We start from the raw sequence: 21,496 nt of genomic DNA, 5'->3' as shown, positions 1-21,496 counted from the left end.
ACCAGGACAGGAGCCCGACATGGACGCCGGTGCGGACACCCTGCAGAAGGCGCTGCAGATCAACCTCGACCCCCGCTGGTACGGCACGATCGCCGAGATCGGCGCCGGCCAGGAGGTCGCGCGCTGGTTCTTCCGGGCGGGCGGGGCCGCGGGCACCGTGGCCAAGTCGATGTCGGCCTACGACATGTCGGTGAGCGACGCGGTCTACGGCAAGTCCGACCGGTACGTGTCCAAGGGCCGGCTGCAGGCGATGCTCGACCACGAGTACCAGCTGAACCTGGACCGGCTCAGCGACCAGCGCGGTGACGAGACGGCGTTCTTCGCCTTCGCCGACACCGTCGTGGCGCGCAGCTACCGCGGCGGGAACGAGTGCCACGGCTGGATGGGCGTGAAGTTCCAGTCCCACCCCCGCGACGAGCCCAGCCAGGTCGTCGTCCACGTGCGGATGCTCGACGACGAGGCGGCCCTCCAGCAGGAGGCGCTGGGCGTGGTCGGCGTCAACCTGCTGCACGCCGCCTTCTTCCTGCACCACGAGCCGGAGCGGCTGGTCGAGAACCTGCTCGACCGGCTGACCACCGGGCGCATCGAGATCGACATGATCGAGCTGCGCGGCATCGAGTTCCGCGCGGTCGACAACCGGCTGATCGCGCTCAAGCTGGTACAGCTCGGGCTCAGCGGCGCGGCGATGTTCGGCCCCGACCGGCAGGTCCTGCAGCCCAGCGAGGTGCTGCGCAAGCGCGCCATCCTGGTCGAGCGCGGCAGCTTCCGCCCGCCCACGGTGGTCAACATCGCCATGCTGGAGAAGGCGCAGGAGCAGTTCGTGCAGGACCCGGCGGTCGACGAGGCCGACGTCCTGGTCCTCACCGAGTTGACCATGGCGAACCTGCGGGCCGGCGGCGACGTCGTGGACCGGCGGGACTTCCTGGCCCGCGCCGACCTGCTGGCCGCGTGCGGGATGACCGTGCTGATCTCGGACTTCCTGGCCTACCACCGGCTGGCCGCGTACCTGAGCTGGCGGACCGACCGGCGGATCGGCATGGTCATGGGCGTCCCGAGCCTGATCGAGATGTTCGACGAGGCCACCCACGCGCACCTGCCCGGCGGCATCCTGGAGAGCTTCGGCCGGCTGCTGAAGAACGACCTGCGGCTGTTCGTGCACCCGATGCTGCGCGACGGCGAGGTGGTCACGGTCGACACCGTCCGGGTCGCCGAGGAGCTGCAGCCGCTCTACGACTACCTCGCCCGGCGCGGCAGCTTCGTCGGGCTGGCCGACTACGACCCCGCCCACCTGCCGATCCTCAGCCGCGACGTGCTGCGCCGGATCCCCACCGACGACGAGTCGTGGGAGGCGATGGTGCCGCCGGCGGTGAGCGGCCTGATCCGCAAGCGCGGGTTCTTCGGCTACCAGCGGGACCGCTGAGCTCAGCGGTCCTCGACCTCGTCGGCCCACGCCGGGTGCTCGGAGCGGGCCCACCGCCGGGGCACCGTGCCGGTGCGCAGGCTGCGCAGCGCCACCGGGTCGCGGAGCGCGAACGCCAGGTGGCCGAGCACGAGCAGGCCCACGGCCAGGGAGAACCAGTCGTGCATCAGCGTCGCCCCGGTGCGCCAGGCCAGCGGGGCCAGGTCGGTGGCCTGCATGACGGCGCCGGTCAGCAGCAGGACGGCGATGGCCCCGCCGCTGAGCGAGGCGTTGAGCTTCTGCCCGGCGTTGTACTTGCCGACCGGGATCCGCCCGTCGCGGCGGGTGCGGGAGCGCAGCCAACGCCAGTCGTGGCCGGTGAACCGGTTCAGCCGGCGCAGCTCGGCGCGGTAGCCGGCCGAGAGCAGCCCGGCCAGCAGCGGCACCGGCAGCGCGTACCCGGCCCAGACGTGCACCAGCTCGACCGCCCGCCGGTGCCCGACCAGCAGCTGCAGCGAGCTGTTGTAGAGCACTGCCGCGGTCGCGATGCAGACCAGCATCAGCACACCGACCAGCCCGTGCACCCACCGGGCCGGCCGGCCGAACCGGGCCAGCTCCGGCTCGACGGGCGGGGCGTCAGCTGGTCGGGTCATCGGCCCGGCCGTTGGACGAGCCGACCCAGGCGTCGACCGAGTAGCCCCGGTCCTCCCAGTAGCCGGGCTCGACGTCGCGGGTGAGCTCGATGCCGGACAGCCACTTCAGGCTCTTGTAGCCGTACATCGGCGCGACGTAGAGCCGCACCGGCCCGCCGTGGTCGTGGGTCACCGGCCCGTCGAGCATCCGCAGCGCCACCAGCACGTCGGGCCGCCGGGCCTGCTCCAGGGTCAGGCTCTCGGTGTACGTGCCGTCGAAGGAGCTGAACCGGACGGCGGTCGCGGCGGGGTCCGGGCCGGCCAGGTCGATCAGGTCGGCGAGCCGCACCCCGGACCACCGGACGTCGGGCACCCGCCAGCCGGTGACGCACTGGAAGTCGCGCACCAGCTCGGTCTGCGGCATCGCGGCGAGGTCGGCCAGCGTGTGCCGGCCGGTCCGCTGCACCAGGCCGGAGACGGCGAGCCGGTACTCGCCCGCGTCCTGCTCGTCGACGCCGCCGGTCACCGAGTAGTACCGGAAGGTGTTGCCCAGCGGCAGCAGGGAGACCAGCCCGGTCGGGTCGCGGGTCTGGATCGGCGCCAGCGCGGCGCTCAGCCCGTCCTGGAGAGCGGTGCCGGTGACGGTCCCCAGCGCGCCCAGGCCGAGCAGCCCCAGGAAGACCCGCCGGCCCACCGGGGCGCCGGCGGCGGGGTCGCGCTGGTCGGTGGGCATGTCGCCACGGTAGGCGCGTCACCGGCGCGGGAGGCGTCGTGAGGAGTTCAGCTCCCGGACATGGCGTGTCGGGCTCCACTCGGCTTACGGTCGACATCGTCCGGGTCGGGCGCCGTCGTGCGCCGGCCCCGGACCGGCAGCAGGGGAGAGCCGAGGGGGAGCGTCGATGCCGCACACCTGGCACTGCAGCTCGCGGGTGCTGGTCCCGTGAGCCGGCGGGACGAGCACCGCCTCGCGCGCGGCCTCGGGGTGGGGCTGACCGCCGGGTCGCTGGTCGCCGTGCTGGCCGTGCTCCCCGCGGCCAGCGCCGCCCCGATCGGCGTCTCCTCGCTGGCGGCGCCCTCGCGCTCCACGGCCACCGAGGAGCAGGCCGGCTCCCGGGTCACCGAGCGGGGCACCACCGAGGGGCGGTCGCGGCAGATGGTCCCCGCCCTGGACGGCGGGCTGCCGGACGACGAGCTGCTGGACGGCGGGTCGTCGGACCTCGACCTCGGGCTCGACCTCGGGCTGGACCTCGCCGACCTCGGCCTGTCCGACCTGGACCTGCCCGAGGTGGGCGACCCGACTGGTGCCGCGTCGCCGCTCGCCGCCAGCGGCATCCCCACCACCGCGCTGGAGGCCTACACCTTCGCCGCGCTGGACGCCGACTGCGTCATCGACTGGACGCTGATCGCCGCCATCGGCCGGGTCGAGTCCAACCACGGCCGGTTCGGCGGCGCCGTCCTGCACACCGACGGCACGTCCACCCCGCCGGTCGTCGGCATCCCGCTGACCGGCGCCGGCACCGCGCGCATCCTGGACACCGACGGCGGCCGGTTCGACCGCGACACGGTGCACGACCGCGCCGTCGGCCCGATGCAGTTCATCCCCTCGACCTGGGCGATCTACGGCGCCGACGGCAACGGCGACGGCGTCGACGACCCGTTCAACATCTTCGACGCGGCCGCCGCGGCGGCCGACTACCTCTGCGCCTCCGGCGGCGACCTCACGACTCCCGCCGGGCAGGCGCGCGCCGTCTTCGCCTACAACCACTCCGACGAGTACGTGGACTCCGTGCTCGGCCTGGCCGCCACCTACGCCGGGACGACGCCGGTCGAGGTCCCCACCGTGGACGCCGAGGAGGAGCCGGACCTCCCGCCGGCCGACCCGGTCCGCCCGCCGGCCCTCCCGGCCCCGCCGGCCCCGGTGCCGCCCGCGCCGGTCGTCGTGCCCGCCCCCGCCCCGGCGCCCGCCCCCGCACCGCCCGCCCCCGCACCGCCCGCCCCCGCCCCGCCCGCCCCCGCCCCGCCAGCCCCGGCCCCCGAGCCGACGCCGACGCCGGCCCCCGAGCCGACGCCGACGCCGGCCCCCGAGCCGACGCCGACCCCCGAGCCGACGCCGACGCCGACGCCCAGCCCCGAGCCGACGCCCAGCCCCGAGCCGACCCCCACGCCGACCCCCACGCCGACGCCCAGCCCCGAGCCGACGCCCAGCCCCGAGCCGACCCCCACGCCGACCCCGACGCCCACGCCGACGCCCACCCCCAGCCCGGAGCCGGCGCCCGACGCCTGCCCGGCTGACGCCGCACCGGCGACGGTGGACGTGGTCAACGGCACCGGTGACCCGGCGCTGGCCGACGAGGTGGTCGCCCGGCTCACCGCCGCCGGGTTGACCGTCGGCACGGTCACCACGGCCGAGGCCGGCGTCTCGGGGATCGAGCACCCGGAGGGCGAGTCGGCCGGCGCGCAGTGGCTGGCCGAGGCGCTGGGCGGCGCGGCCGTGCTGCGCGAGACCGCCGTCCTGCAGGTCACCGTCGTCCTCGGCGCGACCGACTCCGCGCCGCTGGTCGCGGCGGTCGACGCCCTGCCCGCCTGCGCCGACTGACGTCTGGCGTCAGCCGGCCCGCTCCACCACCACGTCGATCTGCGCGTGCCGGAACGGGTTGGCCACGCCGAACCGGGCGGCCTCGTCGGGGTCGTCGACCTGGGCGAAGTCGCGCACCAGGCTGCGCTTCACCGCGAACACGGCGTCGGAGTCCAGGTACGCGCTGCCGGCCACGAACACGTGCGTCGTCACCGGCACGAAGCCCTCGGCGTCGACGATCAGGTGCACGTGCGCGGGCCGGTTGGGGTGCCGGCCGGTGGCGCCGAGCAGCTGACCGACCGGCCCGTCAGTCGGGATCGGGTAATAGCTCGGGACGACGGTGGTGAACCAGAACCGCCCCTCGGCGTCGGTGGTGAACAGCCCGCGCCCGTTGCCGGGCGGTTGCACGTCGGGGCGCTGGACGTCGTAGAAGCCGTCCGCGTCGGCCTGCCAGACGTCCACCGAGGCGCCCGGCAGCGGCTCGCCCGCGGTGGTGAGCACCCGGCCGGTGACGACGCACGGCTCGCGCCCGCCGACCAGGTCGATGGTGTCGCCGTTGGCCCGCACCGGGGACTCGGTCATGTGGAACGGCCCCAGCACCGTGGCCTCGGTCGCGCCGGCGACCTTGCGGTGGTTGATGTTCTCGACCAGCGCGGAGATGCCCAGCACGTCGGAGAGCAGCACGAACTCCTGCCGGGTCGCGTCGCAGGCCTGCCCGGTGCGGGTGAGGAAGTCGACCGCCGCCTCCCACTCGGCGATCGTCGGCTCCACCTCGCGGACGGCGGCGTGCAGGTGGCGGACCACGGCGGACAGCAGGGTGCGCAGCCGGTCGTCGGCGGCACCGGAGAAGCTCTCGACGACGGCGTCGGTGACGGTGTCCTCGGTGATGTCCTCGGGGACGACGTCGGTGTCGGTCATGAGGTGCAGCGTCGTCCACCCGCCGTCCGCGTGCCAGGGCGGGCACCCGGCGGACGGCGCAACGCCCTGCCCGACGGGGTTGCGCGGTGCCGCGGTCGGCGCGTGCCACCCTCGCGGGCGTGCCGAACCGACCCGGGTCCCGATGAGCGCCGCGCTGGTCGTCGCGGCCGTCGTCCTCGGCGCACTGCTGGGCCGGGTCGTCGACTCGCTCGCCCTGGTCGCCCCGCGCGGTGCGGCGCCGAGCGGCCGCGGGGTGCTCGCCGGCCGAGCGCTGGGGAGCCCGTGGGCCGAGGTCGCCGGCGCGGTGCTGACCACCGCGGTGGTGCTCCGGTTCGGCTGGTCGGCCGAGCTGCCCGCCTGGGTGTGGTTCGTGGCGGTGGGCCTGCTGCTCGCCGTCGTCGACCTGCGCACCATGCTGCTGCCCAACCGGGTGCTGCTCCCCGGCCTGCTCGTCGGGCTGGTGCTGCTGGCGGTCGCCGCCGCCGTGGACGACCGGTGGACGGCGCTGGGCCGGGCCGTGCTGGCCGGGGGAGCGGCGTTCGCCGTGCTGCTCGTGCTGGCGCTCATCGCCCCGAGCGGGATGGGGATGGGCGACGTCAAGCTCGCCGGCCTGCTCGGGCTGCACCTCGGCTGGCTGGGCTGGCCCACCCTCGTCGCGGGGTTGTTCCTCGGCTTCCTGGTGCAGGCGGTGCTCGGGCTGGCGCTGATCGCGCTGCGCCGCGCAGGACGGAAGACCGAGCTGCCGTTCGGACCGGCGCTGATCGCCGGCGCGCTGGCCGCCGCCCTCCTGGGCGGGAGCTGGGCGGTCTCCTGACCCTCCGGCGCCGCGGAGGGGCACCCCGCGTCACCTGATCGGGCGCAGGACGGCGGCCTCACCCCTCGGAGGGGGGTGGGTCGCCACGCGCTGTGGTTCGGGTTGTGCGCCGCCGAACTCAGGGGAGAAGACCGCGACCCGGGTCACCCGACCCGGCCAGCCGACGGTCGATCCCACAGGAGATCACCTTGGTCACGCTGTTCCAGACCCTGCACACGCTGTCCTACGTCGCGGTCGACCACGTCGCTGACCGCGTGCGGGCGCTCAAGGACGAGGAGAAGGGCGCCTCCGCGGTCGAGTACGCGATCGTCGTCGGCCTCATCGCCGCCGTCCTGGTCGGCGTCGTCGTCGCCTTCGGCAACCGGCTCGCGGCCCGCTTCAACGCCATCATCCCCTGATCGCAGCCCGTGAGCCCGCTGGACGGGCGGCGTGGCCTGGCCACGCCGCCCGCTCCCGGGCCCCCCACCCCTCATCGACGACAGGAGAGCACCCGTGTCCGGCACCCCCGTGCGGCGACGCCACCGCCTCGCCCGCCGCCTGCTCGGCGAGCGCGGCGCCGCGGCGGTCGAGTTCGCCCTGGTCACGCCGGTGCTGCTGCTCCTGCTGTTCGGCATCGTCGAGTACAGCCAGGCGATGAGCGCCCAGGCCACGCTGTCGTCCGCGGCCCGCGAGGCCGCCCGCACGATGGCGCTGACCAACGACGTCGGACAGGCGCGCGCCGCGGCCCAGAACGCCGACGGCGCGCTCAACCTGACCGCCGGCGCCATCCAGGTCACGCCGGCCACCTGCACCGGTGCCAGCTCGACCCAGATGGTCACCGTCACCATCCAGTTCCAGCAGAACTTCACCTCCGGCCTCGTCGGCCGGGCCAACGTGAACCTCACCGGACGGGCGGCCATGCGATGCGGCGGCTGACCCGCCGGTGCCGCCCCGTCGGCCGGCTCCGCGGCGAGCGCGGTGCGGCCGCCGTCATGGTCGCGCTGCTGATGGTCCCGCTCCTCGGGCTCGCCGCCCTCGCGGTCGACGTCGCCTCGCTCTACTCCGACCGCGCGCAGCTGCGGAACGCCGCCGACGCCGCGGCCCTGGCCGTCGCGCTCGACTGCGCCCGCGACAGGTGCGGCAACCCGACCGCCACCGCCGCAGCCGTGCTGGCGGCCAACACCACCTCGGCCGCCGCCCAGGACGCCACCGTGCGCACCCCGCAGGTGACCACCTCCAGCAACGGCGTGACGGTGACCGTCAGCGCCGACCAGGCGCACTGGTTCGCCCCGGTGCTGGGCATCAGCTCCAGCCGGGTGACCGCGACCGCGACCGCCCGCTGGGCGACGACCACCCGCGCCCGGGCCAACTTCCCGCTGGCCCTCTCCTGGTGCGAGTACAAAGCGCAGGTCACCCGGCACCCGGCGTCGACGGCGACCACCTCGTACCGGATCAACGGGATGACCATGGGGCAGACCTGCACCGGCCCGAACGGCGGCACGATCACCGGTGGCTACGCCGTCACCAACCCGGACAGCTCGAGCGTCTGCCGCACGACGTCGACGCTCGGCTCGACGATCCCCGCCTACCCGGGCATGAACAGCACCGGCCTGCCGCCCACCTGCACCGACCAGTACCTGGGCAGCCTGATCGGCAGCGACATCTTCTTCCCCGTCTGGGACTCGATGAGCAGCAGCGGCGCGATCCACGTCTACAGCTACGCGACGTTCCACATCGACGGCTACGACGTCTACTCCAGCGACCCGGCGCTGATCGGCCACTTCACCTTCGCCGCGCAGCAGTCCGACGCCCCCACCCGACCCACCACCACGGCGCCCGACCTGGGTGCCCGCTCCGTCTACCTGCAGGGATGACCACCATGCGACGCGTCCTCGCCGTCCTCACGGCTCTCGCCCTGGCTGCCTTCGGCGCCTTCGTCCTGATCGGCTACGTCCGCGGCGCCGACGCCCGGGCGGAGGCCGGTGCGGTGCTCGTCCCGGTGCTCGTCGTCGACGAGGCGGTGCCGGCCGGCACCCCGGTCGAGGAGCTCGCGGACCGCGTCTCCACCGCGCAGGTGCCGCAGCGGCTGGTCGCCTCGGGCGCGCTCGACGAGCTGACCACCGTCAGCGGGCTGAGCACCACCACCGAGCTGCTGCCCGGCGAGCAGGTGGTCGCCGGCCGCTTCGCGGACCCGACCGTGCAGGCCGCCGGCGAGGTGTCGGTGCCCGAGGGGATGCAGGAGGTCAGCCTGACCCTGGAGTCCCAGCGGGCCGTCGACGGCGTGCTCGCCGCCGGCGACCGGGTGGGCGTCTACGTGAGCGACGGCGGCCTCGACATCACCGCGGCCACGGTCGCCAGCCTCGCGGTCGACCGGGCGCTGGTCACCCGGGTCACCGGCGGCGGCACCGACCTGACCGGCGCCGTGCCGACCGTGACGGTCACCCTCGCCCTCACCGACGCCGACGCCGTGCAGGTCATCGCCGGCATGGCGGAGGACGCGGTGTGGCTGGCGCTCCAGGAACGCGCCACTTCTGCCGACACCTCTCTCACCAGCACCTCTCTCACCAGCACCACCACGACCACGGGAGACGACCAGTGAGCACGGTCCTGACCATCGGCGCCGACGGCGACCTCGTCGAGCGCTTCGCCGAGGCGAGCGGCGGCGACGTCGTCGCCCTGGGCGTCGAGGCGCTCGCGGACGGCGGCCTCCTCGGCGCCCTGGCCGCACCGGACGCCCCGCTGCTGGTCGTGCTCGGCGCGGAGGTCGACCTCGACGAGTCCTTCGCCGTCGCCGGTAACGTCGACGTCGTCGCGCCGAGCACCAGCGTCGTCGTCGTCGCCTTCGCCGACCCCGACCTGTGGATGGAGGCCATGCGGGCCGGCGTCCGCGACCTGCTGTCGCCGCACGCCACCCCGGCCGACGTCGCCGCCGTGCTGACCCGGGCCACCGCCCGCGCCGAGGCCCGCCGGGCCGTGCTGGCGCCGGTGCCCGGCAGCGCGCCCACCCGCCGGGTGGTCGTCGTCGCCTCGCCGAAGGGCGGGGTGGGCAAGACCACCGTCGCCACCAACCTGGCCGTCGGCCTCGCCGCCGCCGAGCCCGGCTCGACCGTGCTGGTCGACCTGGACGTGCAGTTCGGTGACGTCGCCAGCGCGCTCGCCCTGGTGCCGCAGTACGCGCTGCCGGAGGCCGTGCAGGGCGCGGCCAGCAACGACCCGCTGGTGCTCAAGACCTTCCTCACCCGCCACCCGACCGGCCTGCAGGTCGTCCCGGGCAGCGACTCGCCGGCCGCCGGCGACGCCGTCACCCCGGCCGACGTCGCCCGCCTGGTCGACATGCTCAGCCGCGAGTTCCGCTACGTCGTCGTCGACACCGCCCCCGGCCTGTCCGACCACACCCTGACGGCGCTGGAGCGGGCCACCGACCTGGTGCTGCTGGGCAGCATGGACGTCCCCGGCGTCCGCGGGCTGCGCAAGGAGATGGACGTGCTCGGCGAGCTGGGCCTGCTGCCCCGCGGCCGGCACCTCGTCCTGAACGGCGCCGGCTCCGGCGGCGGGCTGGCGCTGGAGGACGTCGAGAAGACCCTCGGCGCGCCCCTGGACGTCGTCCTCCCGCGCCACGACGCCGTGCCGCTGTCGACGAACACCGGGGTGCCGCTGCTGGAGAAGGGCGGCAAGGACCCGGTCACCCGCGGCCTGCAGGCGCTCGTCCAGCGCCTCGCGCCGCACGCCGCCGCTCCCCGCGGCCGGGGCCGCCGCAAGGCCGGTGCCCGGTGAGCCTGAGCGAGCGTCTCGCCGTCGCCCACGGGCAGCGGACGGAACCGGCCCCGGCGCCGCTCGTGCCGGTGGCCGACCGCCCCGCGCCGGCACCGGTGCCCACCGCCGCGCACGCCGGTGGGCTGGCGTCTCGGCTGGCCCGGGTGGCCCCGGAGGGCACCGCTGCCACCGCGCCGGTCGACCCCGCGGCCCGCGCGCTGGACACCCTCACCCAGCTCAAGGACCGCGCCAGCCGCGCCCTCTTCGAGCGGCTGGGCAGCAAGCTCTCCGACGCCGACATCCCCGAGGAGCAGCTGCACGCCCTGGTGCGCGCCGACCTCCAGCGGGTCATCGCGTTCGAGCAGACGCCGCTGTCCGAGGAGGACAAGCGCCGGCTCATCCACGAGCTCACCGACGAGGTGCTCGGCTACGGGCCGCTGCAGCCGCTGCTCGACGACCCGGCCGTCACCGAGGTCATGGTCAACGGCCCGGACACCGTCTACGTGGAGCGGAACGGCCGGATCGCCCGCACCTCCGCGGCGTTCGCCTCCGAGCAGCACCTGCGCCGGGTGATCGAGCGGATCGTCTCCCGCGTCGGCCGCCGCATCGACGAGTCCTCGCCGCTGGTCGACGCGCGGCTGCCCGACGGCTCCCGGGTCAACGCGATCATCCCGCCGCTGGCCTTCAGCGGCTCCTCGCTGACCATCCGGAAGTTCTCCCGCCAGCCGCTGCAGATCGGCGACCTGATCAGCTACGGCACCCTCACCGCCGACCTGGCCGAGCTGCTGCGCGCCTGCGTGCAGGCCCGGCTCAACGTGATCGTCTCCGGCGGTACCGGCACCGGGAAGACCACGCTGCTCAACGTGCTGTCGTCCTTCATCCCCGAGGGCGAGCGGATCATCACCATCGAGGACGCCGTCGAGCTGCAGCTGCAGCAGGAGCACGTCGTCCGGCTGGAGTCCCGCCCGGCCAACATCGAGGGCAAGGGCGACATCAGCATCCGCGACCTGGTGCGCAACTCCCTCCGGATGCGGCCCGACCGGATCATCGTCGGCGAGGTCCGCGGCGGGGAGAGCCTGGACATGCTGCAGGCGATGAACACCGGCCACGACGGCTCGCTGTCCACCGTGCACGCCAACTCGCCGCGCGACGCGGTCGCCCGGCTGGAGACCCTGGTGCTGATGGCCGGGATGGACCTGCCGCTGCGCGCCGTGCGCGAGCAGGTGGCCTCCGCCGTCGACGTCATCGTGCAGGTCTCCCGCATGCGCGACGGCACCCGCCGGATCACCCACGTCACCGAGGTCCTCGGTATGGAGGGCGACACCGTCACCCTGCAGGACGCGTTCCTCTTCGACCACGCCGCCGGCACCGACCGCGAGGGCCGGCTGCTCGGCCGGGCCGTGCCCACCGGCGTCCGCCCGCGGTTCCTCGAGCGCATGGTCGAGCAGGGCGTCCCCGTCCCGACCCGGGCACTGGGCGGCGTGCCGCACCTGGTGCCCGTGGGTGGCCGGTCCTGATGACCGCCCTCGTCTGGGCCGGCGTCGGGGCCTGCGCCCTCGCCGTCGCCCTCGCCGCCGCCGTCGTGCTGGTGCCCCGGGCGCCGCACGTCGACATCTCCCGGCTGGACCCCGCCGCGCGCCCCGCACCGCGGGGCCTGTCCGGCGTGGCGGTCGACGCCGGTCGCCTCGGTGACCAGGTGCTCCGCCGCCTGGGCCGCCGGCAGGCGCTGCTCGGCGTGCTCGAGCGGGCCGGCGTGCACCGCAGCCCGGCCCAGGTGCTGGGCGCCGTCGTCGGCGGTGCCGTGCTCGGCAACCTGCTCGGTGGTGTCGTCGGCGGGCCGCTGGGCGCCGTCGTGCTCACCCCGCTGGCACCGCTCGCCGTCGTGCTCACCCTGCGGGTCCGCACCACGCGGCGCCGCGCGGCCTTCGGTGACCAGCTCGACGACACCCTGCGGCTGATGAGCAGCAGCATGCGCGCCGGGCACAGCGTGCTGCGCGCCCTGGAGGCGGTCTCCCACGAGGCGGACGCCCCGACGGCCGAGGAGTTCAGCCGGGTGCTGAACGAGGTGCGCGTGGGCCGCGACCTGGTCGTGGCCCTGGACGAGGTCGCCGAGCGGATGGGCAGCGAGGACTTCTCCTGGGTCGCCCAGGCCGTGTCGATCCACCGCGAGGTGGGCGGCAACCTGGCCGAGGTGCTCGACCGGGTCGGCATCACCATCCGGGACCGCAGCCAGCTGCGCCGCCAGGCGCGGGCGCTCTCCGCCGAGGGGCGGGTGTCCGGCGTCGTGCTGCTGGCGATGCCCTTCGTCCTGGGCGCCGGCCTCCAGCTCACCTCGCCGGAGTACATGGGCCGGCTGACCGGCAGCAGCACGGGCGTGCTGATGCTGGCCACCGCCGGCGTGCTGATGGTCGTGGGCGCCGTGTGGGTGCGCCGCGTCGTGACGGTGAGGTTCTGATGCCGCTGATCGTGTGGGCCGCCGTCGCGGCCCTGGTGCTGCCGGTGGCCGTCGGCCTGCCCGTGGCCGTCTCCCGCGCCGGGCGGAGCAACGCCGTCGCCCGGCAGAACCTCGGCCGGGGCCTGGTCACCCAGGTCTACGAGGTGGGCACGCTGGAGGCGCGGCGCACCGGTGCCGGCGCCGTCCTGCGCACGCTCACCCCGGAGACCGCCGCGCGCCGGATCCGGCACATGATCGACGTCGCCGGGCGACCCGAGGGCTTCACCATGACCCGGCTGCTCTGGGCGAAGCTGGTCCTCGCCGTCGCCGTCCTGCTGGTCGGCGGTCTGCTGGTGGCAGGGTCCCCGGGCCCGCTGGCGGTCGTCGCCGTGCTGGCGGCAGCGCTCGGCGCCTACCACCTCCCCGAGGCGGCGCTGTGGGGCCGCGGCCAAGAGCGGCAGCAGGCGATCGCCCGCGAGCTGCCCGACGTGCTCGACCAGATGACCATCGCGGTGGAGGCCGGGCTCGGCTTCGAGACGGCGCTCGCCCGCGCCGCCACCACCGGCAAGGGCGCGCTGGCCGAGGAGCTGGTGCGCACCGTGCACGACGTCGCCGTCGGCCGTCCCCGCCGCGCGGCCTACGAGGCGCTCGCGACCCGCACCGAGGTGCCCGAGCTCAGGCGCTTCGTCGGCGCGGTCAACCAGGCCGACACCTACGGCGTGCCGATCGCCGACGTGCTGCGGGTCCAGGCCGACGAGGCCCGGGTCAAGCGCCGCCAGCGCGCCGAGGAGCAGGCGATGAAGGTGCCGGTGAAGGTCGTCTTCCCGCTCGTCGTGTGCATCCTGCCGGCGATCCTGATCGTCGTCGTCGGCCCCGCCGTGCTGGGGATCATCGGCGTCCTGGGCTGAGTCAGCCCTGCGGGGAGCTGACCTTCTCCGGCGCGATCGTCACCAGCAGCCGCTGCTGCTGGCGGCCGCCGTACCAGGGGTAGGGGCCGCCGGTGTACTTCTGCGACAGCCGGTCGATGTGCTCGGTCGCGCCGTCGGCGGTGATCGACACGACCCGGCCGCGCACCGCGTAGTAGCGCGAGACGTCCTGCGGGTCGGCGACGTTGAGCGCCACCCGGGCGTCGCGCTCCATGTTCCGCACCTTCTGGAACCCGGCGACGGTGTTGATCAGGACGTTCGTGCCGTCGGTGTCCACCCAGGTCTGGGTCATCTGCGGCGACCCGTCGGGCATGACGGTGGCCACGAAGCAGGGGCTGGGCTGGCGCAGCAGGTCGAGCAGGCCGGCGGGCAGGTCCACGGGGATCCTCTCGGGGCGGTCGGTTGCCCCCGACCCTGTCACGGCCCACCGGCGGGCGCCCGCCGTCGCCCGGGTCGCTCAGCGCAGCGAGGTCGCCAGCCGCACGGTGAGCCCCCGGCCGTCGTCGATCACGTCGACGTGGTCGCACAGCTGCCGGGCCAGCCACAGCCCCATGCCGCCGCGGGAGAGGTCGTCGCCGTGGGCCGGCCCGTAGCCGGCGAACGGGTCGTCCATCCCGGGGCCGCGGTCGCTGATCCGGCAGACCACCCGCTCGGCGGACGCCCACAGCCGCAGCTGCACCGGCGGGCCGCCGTGCCGCACCGCGTTGGAGCTCATCTCGTCCACCGCCAGGTGCAGGTCCTCGACCAGGTCCGGTGACCCGCCGAGCGCGGCCAGCCGCTCGCCGACGGCGTGCCGCAGGCCGATGAAGTCGGAGACGTCGTCGACCCGCAGCAGCGGCTCGGTCCGCTCCAACGGCTCCTCGGGCACCGGCAGCGAGCGCAGCACCTCCGCCGGGTCCCGGTAGCCCGGGTTGACCTGCCGGCCCGCCGCCGTGACCAGGTGCGTGTGCGTGGCCAGCCCGGTCTCGATCACCTCGTCGGGCAGCCGGCTGCTGTCGTAGACGCACAGGCCCCACAGCGGCTGCGGCCGCAGCGCCTCGTTCACGACCGCCTCGTAGCGCTCCCACTCGAGCCACTCCCGGGCGGTGGGGCCGAACACGGTCTCGCCGACGACGCGCAGGCGGCCACCGTCCGGCGTCCGCTCCTGGGCCAGCTGCCGCAGCGCGGTGATCGCGGCCGGCGTGCGCATCCGGTAGATCTCGGCGGGGTCGAGCACCAGCACCCGCTCGTCGTCGGCGAGGGCCTCGAGCACCAGCGGGCCGACCCGCGGGCCGGCCGCGACGACCGCGCCGTCACCGGCCTCCAGACCCGCGCGCACGAACGACGCGGCGCGGGTGGCCAGCTCCTCGGAGGAGTCGTGCAGGAGCAGGTCGTGCCGGTACGCCCGCGCTGGTGCGGGGTGCTGCTCGGCCCAGGTCGCGGGCACGGGGTCGTCCTCTCGGTCGTCGTCGCCGACGTCCGCCGGTGCGGTCAGCCCCACGGTAGGTCACGCACCTGTGGTTGCACGACGGTCCAGTACCGGTTCTCACCGATGGTCATCGGCCCGTCACGGAACGGTGGGGTCCGGCGGGACGAGGTCGGGCACCCGGTTGGGGCCCGCCTCGGCCGGCCGGGGGCGGTCCTGGGGGTGCAGCCGGACGGCGACCAGCGCGACGTCGTCCTCGGGCTTGCCGTCGACCAGCCGGGTGATCAGCTCGTCGCACAGCTGCTGCAGCGGGAGGTGGGCCAGCTCGGCGAGGTGCGTGCGCAGCCGGTCCAGCCCGGTGTCCAGGTCTGCGTCCCGGCGCTCGATCAGGCCGTCGGTGTACAGCAGCACGGTCGACCCGCGGTCCAGGGTGACCACCGACTCGGCGCGCTGCGCGAACGCGTCGACGCCGAGCAGCAGGTCGGCCTTCCAGTCGGCCAGCACGGCGACCGAGCCGTCCGGGTGCAGCGCGAGCGGCGGGAGGTGCCCGGCGTTCGCCCAGACGATCCGGGTGACGCCGCGCTCCCGTTCGTCGTCCGTCTGCTCGAAGCGGGCCACGGCGGCGGTGGCCAGCGTGTCGATCTGCAGCACCGCCATCGCCTGGTCCAGGCCGCGCAGCACCTCGGCCGGGCCGGCGTCGCTGTAGGCGGCGATGCCGCGCAGCAGGCTGCGCACCTGGCCCATCGCCGCCGCCGCGGCGGTGTCGTGGCCGACCACGTCGCCGATGACCAGCATCGTCGAGCCGTTGGGCTGCAGGAAGGCGTCGTACCAGTCGCCGCCCACCCGCGCGGCCTCGGCGGCCGGCAGGTAGCGCACCACGATCTCGGCGTGGTCGGGCTCCGGCGGGTCGGTGAGCAGGCTGCGCTGCAGGGTCTCGGCCATCTGCTGCTGCTGGGTGAACAGCCGGGCGTTGTCCCAGGCCAGGCCGGCCCGGTCGGCGACGTCCTGGGCCACCGTGACGTCCTCGGCGGTGGGGACGTGGCCGTCGGCGTAGAACAGCGTCAGCAGGCCCAGCGTCCGTCCGCGGGCGCGCAGCGGCAGCGCCACCTCGCTCTGCGGGGCGAGCACGCCGAGCAGGTCACGGGCGTCGCCCGGGGGGAGCAGGTCGAGGACGTCGTTGCCGGCGAAGGTCACCGCCTCGTTGGAGTGCAGGGCGCGGCCCACCGGGGCGGTCAGCGGCATCGCGTCCAGCCGGACGGCCATGTAGCGCTCCAGCAGGGACCGGCTGGCCGGGTCGACGTGCCAGCTCCCGACGTCCCGGGGGTGACCGTCGTCGTCGATGACGGTGAGGATGCAGTAGTCGGCCAGCGCCGGCACCACCAGCCGCGGCAGCCGGGCGGTCGCTGCCTGCACGTCGAGGGTGCCGGCCAGCTCGGCGCTCACCTGGGCCAGCAGCCTCAGCCGGCGGGTGGCCCGCTCGGCCTGGGCCTCGGCCTGCCGGCGCTCGGTGACCTCGATGAAGTAGACCGACAAGCCGTCGGGGGTGGGCCAGGCGCGCAGCTCGTACCAGCCGTCGAGCGGCGCGGGGTAGTGCGCGTCGAAGGCCACCGGCTCCCCGGTGGTGACCGCTCGGCGGTAGCTCTCCTCGAAGACGCTGTTCACGGCTGCGGGGAAGGCGTCCCAGATCACCTGGCCCAGCAGATCGTCGCGGCTCTGCCCCAGCAGCTTCTCGGCCTCGGCGTTGACGTGCGCGAAGCGCCACGCCCGGTCGAGGGAGTAGAAGCCGGCCGGCATCGCCTCGAGCACCCGCGCGACCCGGGCCTCGCTGGTCCGTTCCGCGGTGACGTCGTAGGCGACGCCGATCACCCGCGCCGCCTGGCCGTCGGGACCACCGAACGCCTTGCCCCGGGCGCTGACCCAGCGGGTGTCGCCGTCGGGCAGCAGGATCCGGTAGTCGGTCTCCAGCTCGCCCTGGGTGGCGATCGCGGTCTGCAGCGCGTCGGTGACCCGCGGCAGGTCGTCGGGGTGCAACCGGGCGTTGAACGCCTCGATGGTCTGCTCGAAGGTGTCGGCGTCGTACCCGAACATCTCGATCAACCGGGCGTCCCAGGTCAGCCGGCCGGTGCGGACGTCGAGGTCGAACGTCCCGATGCCGGCGGCGCTGATCGCGAGCTCGGCCCGCAGCCGGGCTGCCTCCGCGTCGTGACCGTGCACGTCGCCGACGGACGTCGGCTCCACGCTGTCACCCACTCACGTCGCTGCCCGGCGGTGCCGGGGGTGCTGCACGGCTCGTTGGCTGAACCCGCAGTCCCGAGTTATGTCACGGACAACCGGTCGAGGGCAAGCTCATCGATCCGGATCACGTCGGCGTGGCGCGGGTGGGGGTGCACCTGCCCGGGACGCGACGGAGGCCCGCCACCCCAGCGGGTGGCGGGCCTCCGGTGCGGTGGGGTGCGGCCTCAGTGACCGGCGGGCACCGGCGCGCCGCGCTGGGGCACCGGGTTCGGCCCGCTCGGGATCACGACCAGGCTGACGACCGCGCCGAGCAGGAACACCCCGGCGGCGATGAGGAACGCCCGGGTCTCACCGGCCACCGCGGCGTCGGCCAGCACGGACGCGGACGGCTGGCGCCCGCTCAGGTACGACGCGGTCGCTGAGGCGGCGAACGTGTTCAGCAGGGCGGTGCCCAGGGCGCCGCCGACCTGCTGGCCGGTGTTCACCAGCGCCGAGGCGACCCCCGCGTCCGCGGGCCGGGTGCCCGAGGTCGCGGTGTTGAAGCACGAGGCGAAGATCAGGCCCATCCCGGAGCCCATCACGAACAGCGCCGGGAGCACGTGGACCAGGTACCCGCTGGTGGCCTCCAGCCGCCACAGGTAGAGCAGCCCGGCCATGCCGAGCAGCTGACCGGTGACGATCAGGAACCGCGGGCCGATCTTCGGCAGCAGCCGGGGGACGACCACCGTGGAGCTGGTCAGGATGCCGGCCACGAACGGCAGGAAGGCGACGCCGCTCTTCAGCGGGCTGAACCCCTTGGTCTGCTGCAGGTAGTAGGTGAGGAACAGGAAGACGGCGAACATGCCGATCGCGGCGAGGGTGATCGCCAGGTAGGCGCCCCCGCGGCGCCGGTCGAGCACCACGCGCAGCGGCAGCAGCGGGTGGGCGACCCGCTGCTGGAGGACGACGAAGCTGACCAGCAGCAGCGTCGACACCACGATCAGCGCGACGGTGACCGGGTCGGCCCAGCCGTCGCTCTCGGCGCGGGCGAAGGCGTAGACCAGCCCACCGAGACCGAGGACGGCGGTGATCACGCCGGGGATGTCCAGGTGCACGCCGCTGGCCGGGGCGACCTTGCGCACGAACCGGACCGCGCCCAGCCCGGCGACGACGGCGATCGGCACGTTGACGTAGAGGCACCAGCGCCAGCTGAGGTACTCGGTGAGCACGCCGCCGAGCAGCAGCCCGATGGCCGCGCCGGCACCGGCGATGGCCCCGAAGATGCCGAAGGCCTTGCCACGCTCCTTGGGGTCGCTGAACGTGATGGTGAGCAGCGACAGGGCCGCGGGGGCGAGCAGCGCACCGAAGACGCCCTGCAGCGCCCGCGCGGCGACCAGCGTGCCGAAGCCGGTGGCAGCGCCGCCGAGCGCGGAGGCGACCGCGAAGCCGGCCAGGCCGATGAGCAGCATGCGGCGGCGGCCGAAGAGGTCGGCCAGCCGGCCGCCGAGCAGCAGCAGGCCACCGAAGGCCAGCGCGTAGGCGGTGACGACCCACTGCCGGTCGGCGTCGCCGAAGCCGAGGTCGGCCTGGGCGCTGGGCAGCGCGATGTTCACGATCGTGGCGTCGAGGACGACCATCAGCTGGGCAAGGCCCAGCGTGGCCAGCGTCCACCAGCGGCGGCCGTGGTCGCGCTCCTGCTCGAGGGCGGCGGTGGCCTTGGCCTCGGCGGTCTCGGGACCGGTCAGGCCGGTGCTGGGCGGGGCGGGGTGGGACACAGGTGGGCTCCTGGCGGGTGTGCGGGTGGAGGCGCACCGTCGCGCCGGCGTGGGGACGCCTGATTGCTTGTTCCGCGCAAGCAACCATCTCGGGTGTCGAGATGTTCCCCGCGGGGGATGACAGTTCCCGTGGCCTCCGCAGACTTCGACTTCACCGGCTCCGTCGTGCTCGTCACCGGGGGAGGGAGCGGCATCGGGCTGGCGATCACCCGCGCCTTCCTCGGGGCGGGCGCGACCGTCGCGGTCACCGGCCGCCGTCCCGACCGGCTGGAGCAGGCGCTGGCCGGTCACCCCGCCGAGCGCACCGCGGCGCTGCCGGCCGACGTCTCCGACGGCGCGCAGGTGGCCCGGCTGGTCGCCGACGTCGTCGAGCGCTTCGGCCGGCTCGACGTGGTGGTGAGCAACGCGGCCGGCTACGAGTCCGGTCCGCTCACCGAGCTGGCCGACGACGCCTGGGAGCGGCTGCGGGCCACGAACGTCGACGCCTTCTTCCACCTGGCCAAGGCCGCCCAGCCGCACCTGGCGAGCGCGGGCGGCACCCTGGTCGCCGTCTCCTCGGTCTCCGGTGAGCGCGGCGACTGGGGCCAGGCCGCCTACAACGCCACCAAGGCCGCGATCAGCAACTTCGTCCGGTCGCTGGCCCTGGACTGGGGCGCCGACGGCGTCCGGGTCAACGCGGTCGCCCCGGCGTTCACCCTCACCGAGCTGACCGAGGGGATGGGCCGGGACGAGGCCTCGCTCGCCCCGTTCGTCAACCGCATCCCGCTGGGCCGGCCAGGCGAGCCGGCGGACGTCGCGCCGGTCGTGCTGTTCCTGGCCAGCGACGCCGCCCGGTACGTCACCGGGGCGGTGGTGCCGGTCGACGGCGGGACGAGCGCCTCCACCGGGCAGCCGCACCTGTGACCCCGTCCCGCGGCGGCGCCCGTCGTGTGCGATAAAAACGGCATGACTCCGCGCACGGCTCCGGCATGACCCGTCCGTCCCCGCCGCCGCTCGCGGCCGCACGCGTCGAGGGCGTCGCCGTCGACAAGGGCCTCAAGAGCGGGGCGCTGGGACTGGTCTCCTCGATCGTCCTCGCCGTCTCCTCGACCGCCCCGGCCTACGCGCTGGCGGCCACCCTCGGCTTCGTCGTCATCGCCGTGGGCGTCAAGGCGCCGGCGATCATGCTGCTGGCCTTCGTGCCGATGTGGCTGATCGCGGTCGCGTACTCGGAGCTGAACAAGCGGGAGCCCGACTGCGGGACGACGTTCACCTGGGCGGCCCGGGCCTTCGGTCCGCGCACCGGGTGGATGGGCGGCTGGGGGATCATCGCCGCCGACGTCATCGTGATGGCCAACCTGGCCCAGATCGCCGGCGCCTACGGCTACCGGCTGGTCGGGCTGGACTCGCTGGCCGAGAGCACGCTGTGGACGACGGTCGCCGGGGTCGGCTGGATCGCGCTGATGACCTGGATCTGCTTCCGGGGCATCGAGCCGACCGCCCGGGTGCAGAACGTGCTGCTCACGGTGGAGGTCGTCGTCCTGGTCGCCTTCGCCGCCTACGCGCTGGTGAAGGTCTACAGCGGGACGGCGCCGGAGGGCTCGCTCACGCCGTCGCTGTCGTGGCTGTGGCCCTCGGGGCTGAGCTGGCCCTCGCTCACCGAGGCGGTGCTGCTGGCCATCTTCATCTACTGGGGCTGGGACTCGGCGGTCGCGGTCAACGAGGAGACCGCCAACCCCACCCGCTCACCGGGGCGGGCGGCGATCATCTCGACCCTCCTGCTGGTGGGCATCTACACCGTCGTCTCGGTCGCCACCGTGGCCTTCGCCGGCGTGGGCAGCGAGGGGATCGGGCTGGGCAACGAGGCCAACGCCGAGGACGTGTTCAACGCCCTGGGCGCCACGGTGTTCGGCGACGACGTGTTCGGCCACGTCTTCGAGGCGCTGCTGATCATCTCGGTGCTCACCTCGTCGGCGGCCTGCACCCAGACGACGATCCTGCCCACCGCCCGCGGCACCCTGTCGATGGCCGCCTACGGCGCGCTGCCCCGGTCGTTCGCGCGGATCCACCCCCGCTACCTGACGCCGACGGTCTCGACCATCTGGATGGGCCTGGTCTCGATCGCCTTCTACGTCGGGCTGACGCTGGTGAGCGAGAACGTGCTGGTCGACTCGATCACCGCGACCGGCATGCTGATCGCCTTCTACTACGGGCTGACCGGGTTCGCCTGCGCCTGGGAGTTCCGCCGGTCGCTGCGCGGCCCGCGCGACGTCCTGATGCGCTTCCTGCTGCCGCTGCTGGGCGGGCTGTTCATGCTCGTCGTCTTCGTGCTGGCGTGTTTTGAGTACGCCGACCCCGAGTACGGCGAGACGGTGATCAACGGCGTCGGCGGGGTGTTCGTCATCGGCGTCGGCGCGCTGCTGCTCGGCCTGCTGCTGATGGTGGTCTACAGCCGGGTCGCGCCGTCGTTCTTCCGCGGCGAGACGATGCTGCGCGGCACCGGCGACCTGCTGCTGGCCCCCGACGTGCCCACCGTGGCGCTGCCGGACTCGCACGAGGCGACGGTCATCGCCCCCGACCGGTCGAACCTGCCGCCCGGTCGGGAGCCCTGGGACCCGCGGGCCTGACGAAGGACCCCCTTCCTCCCCACCCTTCGCAGGCTCAGGGGTGGGCCCCTGGAAGGGGGCCGTTCC

The 21,496-nt window shown here is 74.6% G+C and carries 20 protein-coding genes; 13 read left to right on the top strand and 7 right to left on the bottom strand.

Going from position 1 to position 21,496, the window contains the following annotated elements:
* Positions 1-19 precede the first annotated feature (19 nt).
* Positions 20-1,420: a TonB-dependent receptor gene (locus tag FHX36_RS09675; protein ID WP_110551735.1), complete on the top strand. Its 1,401-nt coding sequence runs from the start codon at positions 20-22 to the stop codon at positions 1,418-1,420.
* Between the two features lie 2 nt (positions 1,421-1,422).
* Here FHX36_RS09675 and FHX36_RS09670 read toward each other — a convergent pair whose 3' ends face one another.
* Together FHX36_RS09670 and FHX36_RS09665 are read right to left on the bottom strand one after the other, a co-directional pair.
* Positions 1,423-2,052, bottom strand: a complete 630-nt coding sequence (locus tag FHX36_RS09670; RefSeq protein ID WP_110551734.1) for a cytochrome b/b6 domain-containing protein — start codon at positions 2,050-2,052, stop codon at positions 1,423-1,425.
* Complete coding sequence (locus tag FHX36_RS09665) at positions 2,036-2,764, bottom strand: molybdopterin-dependent oxidoreductase (protein WP_110551733.1); 729 nt, start codon at positions 2,762-2,764, stop codon at positions 2,036-2,038. Before FHX36_RS09665 ends, FHX36_RS09670 begins: the two co-directional genes overlap by 17 nt.
* A 207-nt stretch (positions 2,765-2,971) precedes the next feature.
* Here FHX36_RS09665 and FHX36_RS23890 point away from each other — a divergent pair, with 207 nt between their 5' ends.
* Positions 2,972-4,627: a LytR C-terminal domain-containing protein gene (locus FHX36_RS23890; RefSeq protein WP_183513700.1), complete on the top strand. Its 1,656-nt coding sequence runs from the start codon at positions 2,972-2,974 to the stop codon at positions 4,625-4,627.
* Between the two features lie 9 nt (positions 4,628-4,636).
* Here the strand turns inward: FHX36_RS23890 and FHX36_RS09655 are convergent, their stop codons facing one another.
* A complete protein-coding gene (locus FHX36_RS09655) occupies positions 4,637-5,524 on the bottom strand; it encodes a dioxygenase family protein (protein WP_110551783.1) in 888 nt (295 codons plus the stop codon).
* 142 nt (positions 5,525-5,666) lie between these two features.
* On the opposite strand from FHX36_RS09655, the gene FHX36_RS09650 reads away from it, so the two are divergent.
* The 9 genes from FHX36_RS09650 (at position 5,667) to FHX36_RS09610 (ending at position 13,412) form a co-directional block, all read left to right on the top strand.
* On the top strand, positions 5,667-6,338 hold the full coding sequence (locus FHX36_RS09650; protein ID WP_110551784.1) for a prepilin peptidase: 672 nt from the start codon (positions 5,667-5,669) through the stop codon (positions 6,336-6,338).
* Between the two features lie 188 nt (positions 6,339-6,526).
* On the top strand, positions 6,527-6,736 hold the full coding sequence (locus tag FHX36_RS09645; protein WP_110551785.1) for a Flp family type IVb pilin: 210 nt from the start codon (positions 6,527-6,529) through the stop codon (positions 6,734-6,736).
* A gap of 94 nt (positions 6,737-6,830) precedes the next feature.
* Complete coding sequence (locus FHX36_RS09640; protein ID WP_181428728.1) at positions 6,831-7,253, top strand: TadE/TadG family type IV pilus assembly protein; 423 nt, start codon at positions 6,831-6,833, stop codon at positions 7,251-7,253.
* The gene (locus tag FHX36_RS23485) at positions 7,241-8,191 is read left to right on the top strand and encodes a TadE/TadG family type IV pilus assembly protein (protein WP_110551787.1); all 951 of its coding nucleotides are present in this window, start codon (positions 7,241-7,243) and stop codon (positions 8,189-8,191) included. Before FHX36_RS09640 ends, FHX36_RS23485 begins: the two co-directional genes overlap by 13 nt.
* A gap of 5 nt (positions 8,192-8,196) precedes the next feature.
* Positions 8,197-8,916 (top strand): Flp pilus assembly protein CpaB, encoded by a 720-nt coding sequence (gene cpaB / locus FHX36_RS09630; RefSeq protein ID WP_110551788.1) that lies wholly within the window; start codon positions 8,197-8,199, stop codon positions 8,914-8,916.
* Positions 8,913-10,091 (top strand): CpaE/TadZ family protein, encoded by a 1,179-nt coding sequence (locus tag FHX36_RS09625; protein ID WP_110551789.1) that lies wholly within the window; start codon positions 8,913-8,915, stop codon positions 10,089-10,091. Before cpaB ends, FHX36_RS09625 begins: the two co-directional genes overlap by 4 nt.
* Complete coding sequence (locus FHX36_RS09620; protein ID WP_258372661.1) at positions 10,088-11,587, top strand: TadA family conjugal transfer-associated ATPase; 1,500 nt, start codon at positions 10,088-10,090, stop codon at positions 11,585-11,587. Before FHX36_RS09625 ends, FHX36_RS09620 begins: the two co-directional genes overlap by 4 nt.
* Entirely contained in the window at positions 11,587-12,525 is a 939-nt protein-coding gene (locus FHX36_RS09615; protein WP_110551790.1) for a type II secretion system F family protein, read from the top strand. The genes FHX36_RS09620 and FHX36_RS09615 overlap by 1 nt, the downstream gene beginning before the upstream one ends.
* A complete protein-coding gene (locus tag FHX36_RS09610; RefSeq protein WP_110551791.1) occupies positions 12,525-13,412 on the top strand; it encodes a type II secretion system F family protein in 888 nt (295 codons plus the stop codon). Before FHX36_RS09615 ends, FHX36_RS09610 begins: the two co-directional genes overlap by 1 nt.
* Position 13,413: 1 nt before the next feature.
* On the opposite strand, the gene FHX36_RS09605 is transcribed toward FHX36_RS09610, so the two are convergent.
* The 4 genes from FHX36_RS09605 to FHX36_RS09590 all read right to left on the bottom strand — a co-directional run bounded on the left by FHX36_RS09605 (position 13,414) and on the right by FHX36_RS09590 (position 18,824).
* Positions 13,414-13,809, bottom strand: coding sequence for a PPOX class F420-dependent oxidoreductase (locus tag FHX36_RS09605; protein ID WP_110551792.1), 396 nt, complete (start codon positions 13,807-13,809; stop codon positions 13,414-13,416).
* Positions 13,810-13,887: 78 nt separating this feature from the next.
* Positions 13,888-14,856 (bottom strand): sensor histidine kinase, encoded by a 969-nt coding sequence (locus tag FHX36_RS09600; RefSeq protein ID WP_110551797.1) that lies wholly within the window; start codon positions 14,854-14,856, stop codon positions 13,888-13,890.
* A gap of 120 nt (positions 14,857-14,976) precedes the next feature.
* Positions 14,977-17,073, bottom strand: a complete 2,097-nt coding sequence (locus FHX36_RS09595) for a SpoIIE family protein phosphatase (protein WP_110551798.1) — start codon at positions 17,071-17,073, stop codon at positions 14,977-14,979.
* 221 nt (positions 17,074-17,294) lie between these two features.
* The gene (locus FHX36_RS09590; RefSeq protein WP_110551793.1) at positions 17,295-18,824 is read right to left on the bottom strand and encodes an MFS transporter; all 1,530 of its coding nucleotides are present in this window, start codon (positions 18,822-18,824) and stop codon (positions 17,295-17,297) included.
* A 129-nt stretch (positions 18,825-18,953) separates the two neighbouring features.
* Between FHX36_RS09590 and budC the strand changes: the two genes are divergently transcribed.
* On the top strand, positions 18,954-19,727 hold the full coding sequence (gene budC, locus FHX36_RS09585; protein ID WP_220035894.1) for a meso-2,3-butanediol dehydrogenase: 774 nt from the start codon (positions 18,954-18,956) through the stop codon (positions 19,725-19,727).
* Between the two features lie 65 nt (positions 19,728-19,792).
* Complete coding sequence (locus tag FHX36_RS09580) at positions 19,793-21,430, top strand: APC family permease (RefSeq protein ID WP_110551795.1); 1,638 nt, start codon at positions 19,793-19,795, stop codon at positions 21,428-21,430.
* Positions 21,431-21,496 lie beyond the last annotated feature (66 nt).

It is taken from the genome of Modestobacter versicolor (assembly GCF_014195485.1).
Taxonomy (GTDB): Bacteria; Actinomycetota; Actinomycetes; order Mycobacteriales; family Geodermatophilaceae; genus Modestobacter; species Modestobacter versicolor.
This window is presented reverse-complemented; position numbering and strand designations above follow the sequence as displayed.

Excerpts from the sequence above, each read along its gene's own strand:
- cpaB (WP_110551788.1), top strand. The coding sequence starts at position 8,197 with ATGCGACGCGTCCTCGCCGTCCTCACGGCTCTCGCCCTGGCTGCCTTC.
- FHX36_RS23485 (WP_110551787.1), top strand. The coding sequence starts at position 7,241 with ATGCGGCGGCTGACCCGCCGGTGCCGCCCCGTCGGCCGGCTCCGCGGC.
- FHX36_RS09650 (WP_110551784.1), top strand. The coding sequence starts at position 5,667 with ATGAGCGCCGCGCTGGTCGTCGCGGCCGTCGTCCTCGGCGCACTGCTG.
- FHX36_RS09665 (WP_110551733.1), bottom strand. The coding sequence starts at position 2,764 with ATGCCCACCGACCAGCGCGACCCCGCCGCCGGCGCCCCGGTGGGCCGG.
- FHX36_RS09610 (WP_110551791.1), top strand. The coding sequence starts at position 12,525 with ATGCCGCTGATCGTGTGGGCCGCCGTCGCGGCCCTGGTGCTGCCGGTG.
- FHX36_RS09655 (WP_110551783.1), bottom strand. The coding sequence starts at position 5,524 with ATGACCGACACCGACGTCGTCCCCGAGGACATCACCGAGGACACCGTC.
- FHX36_RS09580 (WP_110551795.1), top strand. The coding sequence starts at position 19,793 with ATGACCCGTCCGTCCCCGCCGCCGCTCGCGGCCGCACGCGTCGAGGGC.
- FHX36_RS09675 (WP_110551735.1), top strand. The coding sequence starts at position 20 with ATGGACGCCGGTGCGGACACCCTGCAGAAGGCGCTGCAGATCAACCTC.
- FHX36_RS09615 (WP_110551790.1), top strand. The coding sequence starts at position 11,587 with ATGACCGCCCTCGTCTGGGCCGGCGTCGGGGCCTGCGCCCTCGCCGTC.
- FHX36_RS09670 (WP_110551734.1), bottom strand. The coding sequence starts at position 2,052 with ATGACCCGACCAGCTGACGCCCCGCCCGTCGAGCCGGAGCTGGCCCGG.